This window comes from Hydrogenophaga sp. ANAO-22, from assembly GCF_042466645.1.
Taxonomy (GTDB): domain Bacteria; phylum Pseudomonadota; class Gammaproteobacteria; order Burkholderiales; family Burkholderiaceae_C; genus Hydrogenophaga.
The window spans coordinates 5,528,646-5,541,608 of record NZ_CP159956.1 but is presented as its reverse complement, the minus strand read 5'-3'; the positions used below and the strand labels follow the sequence as shown (position 1 = coordinate 5,541,608).

Here is a 12,963-nt window from a genome sequence, read left to right as displayed (position 1 = left end):
GCGCCGGTCAGCGCCGGTCCACCAGGGCATGGGCGATCGTGCCCAGGTCCACGTACTCCAGCTCGCTGCCCACCGGCACACCCCGGGCCAGGCGGGTCACTTGCACATCCGTGCGGCCCTTGAGCGCCTGTGCGATCACGTGGGCCGTGGTCTCACCTTCGGCGGTGAAGTTCGTGGCCAGGATGACTTCCCGCACCTCGGGCTCCCCTTGTTCGGCCGGCGCGCTGATGCGGTCAAAGAGTTTCTGCAGACCGATGTCGCGCGGGCCCACGCCATCGAGCGGGCTGAGCTTGCCCATGAGCACGAAGAACAGGCCTTTGTAGGCACCGGTGCGCTCCATCGCGGCCTGATCGGCGGGTGTCTCCACCACGCAAAGCTGGCTGCGGTCGCGCCGGGGATCGCGGCAGGTGGGGCAGATGTCGTCTTCGGTGAAGGTGTGGCACAGGCTGCAGTGCTTCACCGAGCTGGCCGCGTGCTCCAGCGCGCGGGCAAGCTGCACGGCGCCGTCGCGGTCATGCTGCAGCAGATGGAAGGCCATGCGCTGTGCCGACTTCACCCCCACGCCAGGCAGGCGGCGCAGCGCCTGCACAAGCAGTTCGAGCGAGTGGTTTTCAGCCATCGGTGAGCGAAGGAGCCCGCGCGATGGGGATCAGAACGGGAACTTCATGCCGCCCGGCAGGCCGGGCATGCCGGCCGTGAGCTTGCCCATCTTCTCGGCCGAGGTTTCTTCGGCCTTGCGCACCGCGGCGTTGAACGCGGCGGCCACGAGGTCTTCCAGCATGTCCTTGTCGTCGGCCAGCAGGCTGGGGTCGATGGTGACGCGCTTGACGTCGTGCTTGCAGGTCATGAGCACCTTCACCAGGCCCGCGCCCGATTCGCCCGTGACCTCGATGAAGGCCAGCTCGTCCTGGGCTTTCTTCAGGTTGTCCTGCATGGCCTGGGCCTGCTTCATGAGGCCGGCGAGTTGTCCTTTGTTGAACATGGTCTTCCTAACGTTCCGAGTGAAAAAAGAAAAGAGGCTCAGGCCGTGGTGATGGCCTTGAGGGTACCGGGCACGATTTTGCCGCCAAAGTCGCGCATCATGGTCTGGACGAAGGGGTCGTTCAGGATGTGCGCCTCGGCCTCGCGCTGGCGGCGCGCCGCTTCCGCCGCCACGCGGCGCGCGGGCGAGTCCGAAACGCTGCCGATCTCGACCGAGAGGCGCACCTCGTGGCCGATGGTCTTCAGCGCCGTGGCCAGGCGTTCGCGCGTATTGCCCTGGTTGAGCGAGCTGCGCTCCACGCGCAGCATCCACTGGTCCGTGTCGCGCGCGATCAGTTGCGATTGCAAGCCCAGCTCGCGCACCAGCGCGGTGATGGCTTCCGCGCGCACGAGCTGCATCACAGTCTCGAACCAGAAATCGCCTTCGACGCTGCCACCGGGCGCGGCGGGCAACACAGTTTGTGTGCCGTGTTCGTCGCGGGCCTGTGGCTGATCCGCCGGGCCGGGTTCACCGGCATCGCGCACCGGGATGGCCATGACACGGGGTGGCGCCGGTTCGGCCTCTTCCCAGGGTGGGCCATCGTCCTCGGGCCAGGGCGCATCGTCCACCGGTTCGGCGGGCATCTGCGGCGCGGCGGCGGGTGCCGACACAGCCATCGCGGAGGGCTGCGGCGCCCTCACGGGCGCGGGTGGAGCGACGGCCGGCGGCGGGTTCACCACCGGCAAACGCACCATCGGCACCGGCGTGGGCGCCAACGCAGCCGCGGGTGCGACCACCTCCGCGACGGGCGCTTCAGCCGTTTTCAGTGTTTTTTTTTCCGCCGCGGCGCTGACAGCGGCCGTGTTGGCGGGTTTGAAGGCCATCAGCCGCAGCAGCACCATGGTGAGCGCGGCGTACTCGTCGGGGGCCAGGCCCAGCTCGCCGCGCCCGTGCAAGCACAGGCTGTAGAGCAGTTGCGTCTCGTCGGCCGGCAGGCTTTGCGCCAGCCGCGCGATCTGCGCTTCATCGGGGTCGTCCAGGCCTTCGGCCTGGGCGCGGTCGGGCACGGCCTGCAGCACGGCCATGCGCTGCAGCACGCCGGTCATCTCTTCCAGCGTGGACGCGGCGTTCAGGCCATTCACGCGCAGCGCGTCCACGGTATCGACCACCGTGGCGCCATCGGCGCGGGCCAGCGCATCGATCAGGCGCAGCACATAGGAGCGGTCCACCGCGCCCAACATCTGGCGCACCGTGGCCTCCTGCAACTGGCCGCCGCCAAAGGCGATCGCCTGGTCGGTGAGCGAAAGCGCGTCGCGCATGGAGCCGCGAGCGGCGCGCGACAGCAGGCGCAGCGCCTGCACCTCGGCAGGCACGTTTTCGGCTTGCAACACCTGTTGCAAATGCTCCAGCACGGTTTCGGGTGCCATCGGCCGCAGGTTGAACTGCAGGCAGCGCGACAGCACGGTCACCGGCACCTTCTGCGGGTCCGTCGTGGCCAGCACGAACTTGAGGTACTCGGGCGGCTCTTCCAGCGTCTTCAACATGGCGTTGAACGCCGTGTTGGTCAGCATGTGCACCTCGTCGATCATGAAGACCTTGAAGCGCCCCTGCACCGGCTTGTAGACCGCCTGCTCCAGCAGGGCCTGAACTTCGTCCACGCCCCGGTTGGAAGCGGCATCGAGCTCGGTGTAATCGACGAAACGGCCACTGTCGATGTCGGTGCAGGCCTGGCACACGCCGCAAGGCTCGGCGGTGATGCCACCCTGCCCGTCGGCACCCAGGCAGTTGAGCGACTTGGCCAGGATGCGCGAGACCGTGGTCTTGCCCACGCCACGCGTCCCGGTGAACAGGTAGGCGTGGTGCAGGCGCTGGGTCGTCAAGGCATTCGAGAGCGCTTGCACCACATGGCCCTGCCCCACCATTTCGGTGAAATTGCGCGGGCGGTATTTGCGGGCCAGGACGACATAGGACATGGCGACGATTCTAAGCGGCGGGTATTGCAAGGTGATCCGGCATCGACACCCCCCATCGCCTACAATCGACCTCGACGGGCCTTCCCGCATGGTGAAGCGGCCAACCGGGTCAGGTGGGGAACCAAGCAGCCCTAACTGTGAATCCAGTGCCGGGGTCAAGGCTCGTCACCTTCTTCTCATCCCACCATGTCCGTGCGCGACCCCGCCTCCATTGCCAGCTGGCATGCCCACGTGTACTTTGGTGCGGACACGCGCGATGCCGCCTGGGCTTTGCGCGAAGTCATCGCCGCCGAACTCGCCGCCCACGTGCAGATCGGGCGCTTCCACGAAAAACCGGTCGGGCCGCACCCGGCCTGGACCTACCAGGTGGCTTTCGATGCCCCCGAGTTCGCTCACGTGGTGAGCTGGCTCGCCCTGAACCACGCTGCGCTGGATGTGCTCATCCACCCCAACACCGGCGACGCGCTGAGCGATCACCGCGACGGCGCGCTGTGGCTGGGCAAGTCCTATCCCTTGAACCTGCAGGCCCTGGTGGACTGAACGGCCGGCGATGAACCCCTGGATCCTGCTCGGGCTGGCCATTGCCGCCGAGGTCGTCGGCACCTCCGCCCTGAAAGCCAGCGAGGGCTTCAGCAAGCTCTGGCCTTCGGCGATCGTCGTGGTGTCCTACGGCGCGGCGTTCTACCTGCTGTCCCTGACCTTGCGCACCATTCCTGTGGGCATCGCCTACGCCGTCTGGTCGGGCGTGGGCGTGGTGCTCATCGCATTGATCGGCTGGCTGGTGTTCGGCCAGAAGCTCGATGCCGCCGGCATGCTGGGCATGGGCCTGATCGTGGCGGGCGTCCTGGTGCTCAACCTGCTCTCGAAAAGCTCGGCCCACTGAATCAGGTGGCCAGCCAGCGGCGCACGCCCTCACCGGCCGCCACCCCACTGGCCAGGCAGGCCGTCAGCAGATAGCCCCCGGTGGGCGCTTCCCAGTCGAGCATTTCGCCCGCACAGAACAGGCCCGGTCGCGACCGCACCATCAGGCCATCGTCCAGCCCCTCCCAGCGCACGCCACCGGCGCTGCTGATGGCTTCGTCAATGGGTCGCGCGGCGGCCAGCGTGATGGGCAAGGCCTTGAGCGCGGCGGCCAGTCGGGCAGGCTCGTGCATCGCGTCCTTGCTCAACAATTCATTGACGATGGCCATCTTGATGCCCTCCAAGCCGAGCCGGCTCTTGAGGTGGCTCGAGAGGCTGCGCGAACCGCGCGGATGCGCCACCTGGGCCAGCACCTGTTCGGCCGTGCGGTCGGGCAGCAGGTCCAGTTCGAACGTGGCCCGGCCCTCGCGCGCGATCTGATCGCGCAACAGGCCCGACACGGCATAGATCAGGCTGCCTTCGACACCAGTGGCCGTGGCGACGAACTCGCCCTTGCGCTGAAAACCGTTCCCCAGGCTGTCCGTGAACCGCACGGCCACCGACTTGAACGGCTGGCCCGCGAAACGCTCCAGGAAGAAAGGGCTCCAGCCGCCCGCCACGTCGAAGCCGCAGTTGCTGGGCTGCAGCGGCGCCACGTCAACGCCCTCGGCCTGCAGCCGGGGCACCCAGGCGCCGTCGGAGCCCAGGCGCGCCCAGCTCGCGCCGCCCAGTGCAAGCACGGCGGCGCGGGACTGCACCCGCAGCGGCCCCTGCGGCGTGTCGAACACCAGGGCTGTGCCGTCCCAGCCCGTCCAGCGGTGGCGCATGTGGAAGCCCACCGGCGTGCCACCGGCCTCGGGATGGCGCAGCCGGTGCAGCCAGGCCCGAAGCAGCGGCGCGGCCTTCATGTCGGTGGGAAAGACGCGCTGCGAGCTGCCCACGAACGTGCTGATGCCCAGGCCGGTGGCCCAGTCGCGCACGGCCCGCGGCCCGAAGGTCTCGAGCAGCGGGCGCAGGTGGTCTGCCTGCGCGCCGTAGCGGCCCACGAAGGCCGGCAGCGCTTCGGCGTGCGTGAGGTTCATGCCGCCCTTGCCCGCGAGCAGGAACTTGCGGCCCACCGAAGGCATGGCGTCGAACAGGTGCACGTTGAGACCGGCACGGCCCATGACTTCGGCGGCCATCAGGCCGGCGGGGCCGCCGCCGATGACGGCCACATCGACAGGCAGAAAAGAACTCGAATCGGTCATGAAGAACTTGATGCAACGGCCAGCTCGATGAGCCGGCCCTGAGCGTTGATGAAGGCCAGCCGCACGGCTTCGCCCGGCCGGGCCTGCGCCATGGCCTGGCGGTAACCCTCCATCTGCGCGAGCAGCTCGGGCTGGCGCTCGGGGTGGGCGGCGCTCTTGTAGTCCAGCACCCACCAGTCGCCGCTGTCGCGGCGGCGCACCAGGCGGTCCAGGCGCAGCAACTCGCCCTGGTGGAAAAGCTCGACCTCGTTGCCCCAGTGATTGAGCGCCTCCGCATCCCAGGCCCAGGCAGCCTCGCCGCTCACGATGCGTTGGGCCATGGCGAGCACATCGCGCGCCTGGACCGGGTCGAGCGCGAACTCGCGCGCCACGGCCTGCGTGTGTTCGGGTGCCCAATCGAAACCCTGGGCCGGCGTGGGCCTCCATTCCAGCAGGCGGTGCAGCGCCAGGCCGATGCGGTTGGCGGTGTCGTCCACGGGCAGTGCGACTTCCGCATTCACCACGGAGGCGGTCTCCACGGTCAGAGGAGGCAAGCTCGGCAGGTGGAAGACCTGGGCTTGCACCGAAGGGGGGCCACCGGCGTCGGCCGCGGGCGACGGTGCCTCCAGCGGCGCGGCCAACGGCTGCAAACGTGCGTACCAGGTGGTGGTGCCGCGCTTGTGCGGTTCGAAGCTGGAGATCACCAACCGCGACTCGGCACGCGTCAGGGCCACATAGAGGGCGTTGAGTTCCTCCAGCGAGCGCGCCTGCTGCTCCTGCTGCAAGGCCTCCACCGCGCAGGCCGGTGGCGATTTTTCGCTGGCCAGGAACACGAAGCGGCGCGGCAGCGGGTCTTCGCCCGGCCAGTCCACCAGCACGCCCATGCTCTCGGGCCGGGCGGAGCCGGAATCGGTGTCGAGCATGAGCACGGTGTGGGCTTCCAGGCCCTTGGCCCCGTGGATGGTGAGCAGGCGCACAGCGCCGGGCGTCTGCACTGCGGTGGCCTTGATGCCACCCGCCTTGAGCGCACGCACGAAGCGGTACGGGGTGAGGAAGCGGCCGCCATCCTGCGCGAGCGACTGGGTCAGCAGGTCGCGCAGTTGGGCGAGCACGGTGGCGCGCTGGCTCGCGGGCACGGCTTGCGCGAAGCGCGCGAGCACGTCCCCATGGTCGTAGAGGGCGGACAGCGCATCGTGCGGCGGCAAGCTGAGCAGCCAGCCCCGATAGAGCGCGAGGCGCCGCGCGGTGTCCTGGAACTGCGCAGCCTGCACCGGGGTGGAGGCGGCCGCCGCCTGTTCATCGGCGGGCAAGGCGCCGAAACGCTGCAGCACCTCCCACCACGAAGGCCGAGGGGTTGGTGAGCTCGCGCCATCGGTGCGCGGCGGCGTCCAGCGCTGGCGCAGGCGCGCGAGCTGGGCCAGGTCGTCGTCGCTCCAGCCACACAGCGGCGACTTGAGGGCCCGCGCCAGGCTCAGGTCGTGCCGGGTCGAGACCAGGGCGTCCAGCAACGCCACCACGTCCTGCACCGCGGGCGCTTCGCCGAGTTCCAGCTTTTCGGGTTGTTCGCTGGCCAGGCCGCGTTCGAGCAGCGCCTCGTGCATCCGGGCCAGGCGCTCGCGGCGGCGCGACAGCACCATGATGTCGTCGGGCAGCAGGCGCCCGTCGGCCACCTCGGTGGCGATCCAGTCGGCGGCCTGCCCGGCTTCCAGCGCGGCCAGGCTGTCTTCGGGCAGCACGCGCGGCGTGGTCAGGCTGTCGCGCCACACGGGCTCGCCATCGTTCCCCGACTGATTTCGCTCCAGCAGGCTGCGTGGCAGCTGCGGCAGACACAACACCTCGCCTTGCGCGGTGCTTTCGGTGGTGTGGGGACGGTAGTCGCTGCCGTATTCGCCGGCCTGCACCGCCGCCCCCATGGCGGCGTTGAGCGCGTCCACCACCGCTGGCGCACAGCGGCGCGTGTGATCGCAACTGAGCAACGCACCGGCCAGGCCTTGCACCACGAAGGCCTGCGCCGCCTTGAACACCTGCGGCTCGGCGCGACGGAAGCGGTAGATCGATTGCTTGGGGTCGCCCACCAGGAACACGCAGGGTGCCTCGCCCGGGCCCGCGCCCGCATAGGCCGAGAGCCAGCCGTAGAGGGCCTGCCATTGCAACGGGTTGGTGTCCTGGAATTCGTCGATCAGCACGTGGCGCACGCGCGCGTCCAGCCGCTGCTGGAGCCAGCCCGAGAGCTCAGCGTCGCCCAGCAGGCGGCGCGCCGCACCCTCCACGTCGTTCATGTCGACCCAGCCGCGTTCGCGCTTGAAGGTGGCAAAGCTCATGAGCAACACGCGGGCCAGGCGTGAGAGGCGCTGGTGGTGCAACCAGGCACGGTGCTGGCGCAGGGCCTCGAGCGTTCGCAGCGCCAGTTGCTGCGCGGCACGCACGGCCTCGATGCCGGCGAGCTTGTCGCTGAACTTGCGCGGCTCGTCCTTCTGCGTGAGCAAGGCCGTGAGCGCCCCCGTGCCATCGGCCTGGCCCAGCGCCTGCTCCAGCTCGACGCCCTTGGCGGAGAAGGTCGGCGCGCTCGCGCGCCCCAGGGCCTGCGCGGCTTCGCGCAGCAGCGTGAAGGCACGGGCGTCCTGCACCAGCCATTGCACCGGCTCGTCGAACCCCGCGAACTCCGGGTAGCGCTGCGCCATCGGCTCGACCGATGCCCCGACCACACCTGCCGCATCGGCCAGCGCGAACTCCACGCGCTTGTCGAGGGTCTTTTTCAGTGCCACCAGCGTCTGGTGGCGACCGTGCTCGGCCACGCTGGCCATGAAGTCCTCTCGCTCGAGGGGACTGGCGGCGAGCGCCGCGTAGAAACGCGGCCAGACCTGGGCCACCGCGCGCGCGTCGTCTTCGAGCAACTCGTACTGCACCGGCAACTGCAGTTCCTGCAGCACCGACAGCGGCGCTCCGCGCAGCAACGCGGCGAACCAGCTGTGGAAGGTGCGCACCTGCACGGGACGACCCATGGCGGTGACGCGCGCGTACAGGCCTCGGGCCTCGGGCACGCGCCGCCGGGCATCGGTCTCGCTCAGACCACGCGCGCGCAACTCATTGGCCAAGGCGTCGTCGGCCAGCGTGGCCCAGCGGCGCAGCTCGGCGTTGAGCCGGTCGCGCATTTCACCGGCCGCCTTCTTGGTGAAAGTGATCGCCAGGATGTCCTGCGGCGCGCAGCCGTCGAGCATCGCGCGCAGGATGCGCGAGACCAGCATCCAGGTCTTGCCCGCGCCGGCACAGGCTTCCACGGCAATGCTGCGCGCGGGATCGCAGGCCAGCGCATAGAAGGCTTCGCGCGCGGCAGGCGCGCCGTTGATTCGGTAGGCGGGTGCCGTCATGCGGGCGTCCAGAAATCTTTGCGGCACAGGCCCCGTGCGGCGCAGAAGTCGCACACGCGGCCTTCGCCGAGCGCCGGCATGGGCTGGCCGGCGGCCACGCGCGCCATGTCGTGCGCGAGGCCGGCCTGCAGGTGCTCACGCGCCATCAGCACGTCCGGTTGCTCCACGAGCCAGGTGGGGCCGTCCTTGCCGCTGTCGCCGCGTTTGTCGGTGATGCTGAGGTAGGCGGCGCGCAGGTTGTCGTCGGGCAGCAGGGCCGCGTAGAAGGCCAGCTGGGTGTCTTCCAGTGGCTCTTTCACGCGGTCGTGGGTCTTGCTGCGGCTTTCGGTCTTGTAGTCGATCACGAAGGGAATCGGTCCTTCGGGGCTGTGCTGCGCATCGATGCGGTCCAGCTTGCCGTAGAGCTTCCAGGGTCCTGCGTTCGCGACGCGTTCGGCCTCGGCCTGGACGAAGCGCGGGCCCGGCCGGTCGTCGGTGGCTTCGAAACCGGCCAGCCAGTCCAGATAGCCCTCGCGCAGCGCGGGCCACACCGCCTGGTAAGGCAGGAAACCGGCCCCACCCTCGCCCGCGTTCAAGCCCATGGCGGTGGCGGTCTCGTCGGCCAGCCGGTCAAGCCAGGCCTGGTCCACCTCGCGTCCCGGGCGGGTGTCGCCGCGCTGCTCATGGAAGGCGCGCAACACCGCGTGCAACCAGTTGCCCATGTCGCGCTGATCCGGCTCGGCTTCGAGCTCGGCGGCCTCGACCAGGCGCAGCTGGCGCAGCGCGAAGAAACGGTAGGGGCAATCGCGCAAGTCCTGGTAGGCGCTGGCCGAGAGCGACTCGGGCAACACATCGCTGGCGGAAGGCGCGGGCCTCGGTTGGGTCGCCGGCGTGAGCGGGCGCAGGTCACGTGGATCCACCCCTGGTTGCACCGGCAACGCCTGTACCCAGGCACTCGGCAGCACGGCCTCGCCGCGCTCCTGCGTGCGCCACAGCAGATCCAGATGCGGCAAGGCGAGCGTGGCCCGCCAGGCGCTGGCCGCGGCCTGGGCCAAGGCCTCGCGGGACGGCAGACCCAGCAACTCGCGCTGCGCCGTCGTCCAGTCGCCGGGCGGCTCGGGGCTGGGACTCAGGTGCGTCTCGTCGCAGCCTGGCACCACGGTGGCGGCGAAAGGCCGCCCCAGCAGCTGCGCCATGGGCAGAACCACCACGGCCGCGTCGCCCGCGCTGCGGGGCATGAAGCTCGCCCCCTCCAGCACATCGCGCACCCAGGCGGTGAAGGCGCTGAGGGACAGGCGCGCACCACCGCGCGTGGACCCGTCCACCGCCTGGGTCACGCCGGCCAGCTCCATGGCCGCGCCTTCCCCCAGACGCAAGGTCTGCACCAGTTGTTGTCCGGCGGGATCGCTCTCGAACGAGGTCCACAGGCCACAGGCCTTGAGCGCCGCGGCCAGGTCGCCCAGCCACATCGTCAAGGGTCTTCCCACCTGCAAGCCCTCGAGCCAGGCGGGCAGGCCTTCGGGAATCACCGCGGCAAGCCGCTCGTGCTGCAGCGCGGCCTTCCAGCGCGACACACCCGCTTCGCGCGCGAGCTGTTCCAGTTGCTGCACCTGTGCCTCGGGCCAGGCCTTGGCCTGCTTGAGCAGGTCCAGCACATCGTCCATCGAGGCGCGCGCATCGACCGCGCGCAGCACGCTCATGAGTTGCGCGGCCGCGTGGGTGGTGGAGAGCTTCCAACCGGTCTCGTCGCGCACCGACACACCCACACGATGCAGCATGGCGCTGACGCGCCGGGTAAGCAGTCGGTCGTTGGCCACCAGCGCCACCGGCACGTGTCCGTGGTTGACCTGCGCGATCACACAGGCCGCGGCGCGCTGGGCTTCGTCTTCCGCGTCGCCGCAGGCGTGCAGACCCGGCAAACCGCTGGCGCCATCGTCCATTTCGCCGAGCGACAACACCAGCGATTGTTCACCCCAACGCGCGGCCAAGGCCATGGCCAACGGGTCTTCCTGAAAGCCCTGCAGCACCACCAGCAGATCGGCGTGGCCGCCGGGCTGCGCCATCGGCGCCCACAGCACATCGGTGGCATAGGCGGAGGTGCTCACCCAGGTCAGCGCCAGCGTGGCCAACAGCCCCTCCCAGTACAACGAGGAAGCGGCGGGCGCCAGCGACGCGCGCAGCGGTTCGGCCCAGGTCAGCCGTTCCTCGGGCGGCAGCGCGGCGGCCAAAGGGGCCAGCTGTCGCGCGGCCTCCACGAGGCGACCCACCATGATGGCGCGCAAGGCGGCATCGGCACGCGCGGGTGCCACGCGTTCGATCAGGGCTGCGGCCATCAGGCTGTCGCGCGCCATGTCCATGCTCAGATCGCCCGGACCCGGCAGGAAGGGCCGCAGGCTGGCGGCCCAGTTGCGGCTGGATTCGAAACGCGGGGCAAACCCGCTCGGGTGCGACGCCGCCCAGGCCTTGCGCCCGGCGTCCATCAATTGGGCATAGGGCACCAGCACCACCACACGGCTGGCGGGCACGGCACGGTCCTGCATGGCCTGATCGATGTGCGCGATCCAGCGCGCCCATTGGCGCATCGATGGATGGCCCTCACCCGCGGCCGGCGAACCGGCCTCTCGGATCGAGCTTACAGGCGTCATGGAAATGGGTGTTTCTGTCACAATGATGCGGACCGTGCGCTCAGAGGGTGTGAGAACACCTTGAACTGCTGGCATGTGACCCAAACTGTAACCCCTCCCCGTTCAACGACTTTTAGGATGAATCATGGCCAGCGACCTGATCAAACACGTTTCCGATGCCAGCTTCCAGGCTGATGTGCTGGAGGCCGGAGCGCCGGTGCTGGTGGACTTCTGGGCCGAATGGTGCGGCCCTTGCAAGATGATTGCGCCGATCCTCGATGAAGTGGCCGGCTCGTACAACGGCAAGCTCAAGATCGCCAAGCTCAACGTGGACGACAACCGCGACGTGCCCGCCAAGTTCGGTATCCGCGGCATCCCCACGCTGATGCTGTTCAAGGATGGCCAGCTGGCCGCCACCAAGGTCGGCGCCGTGAGCAAGGCGCAGCTCACCGCCTTCATCGACCAGCAACTGGCCTGACGCCTTGCTGAAGGGTGCCCGGGTGCAACGCCCGGGCACGGTTTCCCCGGCCCCCTATTTCCTGTCATAATTTGCTTCAGCGGGCCTGACAGACGCCCGCCCTTCTTTCCGCGCACCGTCCGCCATCCGGACGCCGGCGCCCCCTCCCCCGGTTTTGACTCAACTCCCTTTCGGAGTGAATTCCATGCACCTTAACGAACTCAAGGCACTGCACGTGTCTGAAGTCCTCAAGCAGGCCGAAGCGCTTGAGATCGAAAACCCTGGCCGCATGCGCAAGCAGGAGCTGATGTTCGCCATCATCAAGAAGCGCGCCAAGGGCGGTGAACTGGTGTATGCGGACGGCGTGCTGGAAGTGCTGCCCGACGGTTTCGGCTTCCTGCGGGCCCCGGACACCAGCTACACGGCGAGCACCGACGACATCTACATCTCGCCCAGCCAGATCCGCCGCTTCAACCTGCACACCGGCGACATGATCGAAGGCGAGGTGCGCATCCCCAAGGACGGCGAACGCTACTTCGCCCTCAACAAGCTCGACAAGATCAACAGCCTGCCCCCCGAGGACAACAAGCACAAGATCATGTTCGAGAACCTGACGCCCCTGTTCCCCAAGGAACAGATGCGACTGGAACGCGACATCAAGAGCGAAGAGAACATCACCGGCCGCGTGATCGACATCATCGCCCCCATCGGCCGCGGCCAGCGCGCGCTGATCGTGGCCCCGCCCAAGAGCGGCAAGACGGTGATGATGCAGCACCTGTGCCACGCCATCACGGCCAACCACCCCGAGGTGGTGCTCATGGTGCTGCTGGTCGACGAGCGCCCCGAGGAAGTGACCGAGATGCAGCGCACCGTGCGCGGCGAGGTCATCGCCTCCACCTTCGACGAACCGGCGGCCCGCCACGTGCACGTGGCCGAGATGGTGATCGAGCGCGCCAAGCGCCTGGTGGAGCTGGGCAAGGACGTCGTGATCATGCTCGACTCCATCACCCGCCTGGCCCGTGCCTACAACAACGTGCTGCCCTCCAGCGGCAAGGTGCTCACCGGCGGCGTGGACGCCAACGCTCTGCAGCGGCCCAAGCGCTTCTTCGGCGCGGCCCGCAAGATCGAAGAAGGTGGTTCGCTGACCATCATCGCCACGGCCCTGGTCGACACCGGCAGCCGGATGGACGAAGTGATCTTTGAAGAATTCAAGGGCACCGGCAACTGCGAAATCCACCTGGACCGCCGCCTGTACGAAAAACGCGTGTTCCCCTCGATCCAGCTCAACCGCAGCGGCACGCGCCGCGAGGAATTGCTGCTTCAGCCCGAAATTCTGCAAAAAACCCGCATCCTGCGCCAATTCATGTACAACATGGACGAAATCGAGGCGATGGAGATGGTGCTCAAGAGCATGAAATCGACCAAGAACAACTCCGAATTCTTCGACATGATGCGTCGGGGCGGTTAAGGCTATA

Annotated in this window: 10 protein-coding genes and 1 other RNA gene; 5 read left to right on the top strand and 6 right to left on the bottom strand. The window is 68.6% G+C overall.

The window, feature by feature from the left end; translation table 11 throughout:
- Nucleotides 1-7: 7 nt before the first annotated feature.
- From recR to dnaX, 3 genes are read right to left on the bottom strand one after another with little or no spacing between them, the layout of a single operon-like run.
- The gene (gene recR / locus ABSY19_RS26920; RefSeq protein WP_291120795.1) at nt 8-619 is read right to left on the bottom strand and encodes a recombination mediator RecR; all 612 of its coding nucleotides are present in this window, start codon (nt 617-619) and stop codon (nt 8-10) included.
- A 30-nt stretch (nt 620-649) separates the two neighbouring features.
- Complete coding sequence (locus ABSY19_RS26915) at nt 650-982, bottom strand: YbaB/EbfC family nucleoid-associated protein (protein ID WP_066266019.1); 333 nt, start codon at nt 980-982, stop codon at nt 650-652.
- Between the two features lie 38 nt (nt 983-1,020).
- The gene (gene dnaX / locus ABSY19_RS26910) at nt 1,021-2,934 is read right to left on the bottom strand and encodes a DNA polymerase III subunit gamma/tau (RefSeq protein ID WP_382157425.1); all 1,914 of its coding nucleotides are present in this window, start codon (nt 2,932-2,934) and stop codon (nt 1,021-1,023) included.
- Between the two features lie 73 nt (nt 2,935-3,007).
- On the opposite strand from dnaX, the gene ffs reads away from it, so the two are divergent.
- The 3 genes from ffs to ABSY19_RS26895 all read left to right on the top strand — a co-directional run bounded on the left by ffs (nt 3,008) and on the right by ABSY19_RS26895 (nt 3,817).
- An RNA gene (gene ffs, locus ABSY19_RS26905) (signal recognition particle sRNA small type) lies at nt 3,008-3,104 on the top strand.
- Nucleotides 3,105-3,120: 16 nt separating this feature from the next.
- The gene (locus tag ABSY19_RS26900; protein WP_382157423.1) at nt 3,121-3,474 is read left to right on the top strand and encodes a DOPA 4,5-dioxygenase family protein; all 354 of its coding nucleotides are present in this window, start codon (nt 3,121-3,123) and stop codon (nt 3,472-3,474) included.
- Nucleotides 3,475-3,484: 10 nt separating this feature from the next.
- Nucleotides 3,485-3,817 carry an SMR family transporter gene (locus ABSY19_RS26895; protein WP_382157421.1) on the top strand — a complete coding sequence of 111 codons (333 nt, stop codon included), beginning with the start codon at nt 3,485-3,487 and terminating at the stop codon, nt 3,815-3,817.
- 1 nt (nt 3,818) lies between these two features.
- On the opposite strand, the gene ABSY19_RS26890 is transcribed toward ABSY19_RS26895, so the two are convergent.
- The 3 genes from ABSY19_RS26890 to ABSY19_RS26880 are packed head-to-tail and all read right to left on the bottom strand — an operon-like array spanning nt 3,819 to nt 11,052.
- Nucleotides 3,819-5,081, bottom strand: coding sequence for a TIGR03862 family flavoprotein (locus ABSY19_RS26890; RefSeq protein WP_382157419.1), 1,263 nt, complete (start codon nt 5,079-5,081; stop codon nt 3,819-3,821).
- Entirely contained in the window at nt 5,078-8,428 is a 3,351-nt protein-coding gene (locus ABSY19_RS26885) for a UvrD-helicase domain-containing protein (protein WP_382157416.1), read from the bottom strand. The genes ABSY19_RS26890 and ABSY19_RS26885 overlap by 4 nt, the downstream gene beginning before the upstream one ends.
- Nucleotides 8,425-11,052, bottom strand: a complete 2,628-nt coding sequence (locus ABSY19_RS26880) for a PD-(D/E)XK nuclease family protein (RefSeq protein WP_382157414.1) — start codon at nt 11,050-11,052, stop codon at nt 8,425-8,427. Before ABSY19_RS26880 ends, ABSY19_RS26885 begins: the two co-directional genes overlap by 4 nt.
- Before the next feature lie 124 nt (nt 11,053-11,176).
- On the opposite strand from ABSY19_RS26880, the gene trxA reads away from it, so the two are divergent.
- Entirely contained in the window at nt 11,177-11,509 is a 333-nt protein-coding gene (gene trxA, locus ABSY19_RS26875) for a thioredoxin TrxA (RefSeq protein WP_291120781.1), read from the top strand.
- Between the two features lie 184 nt (nt 11,510-11,693).
- Complete coding sequence (rho, locus tag ABSY19_RS26870) at nt 11,694-12,956, top strand: transcription termination factor Rho (RefSeq protein ID WP_159594444.1); 1,263 nt, start codon at nt 11,694-11,696, stop codon at nt 12,954-12,956.
- Nucleotides 12,957-12,963: the final 7 nt, after the last annotated feature.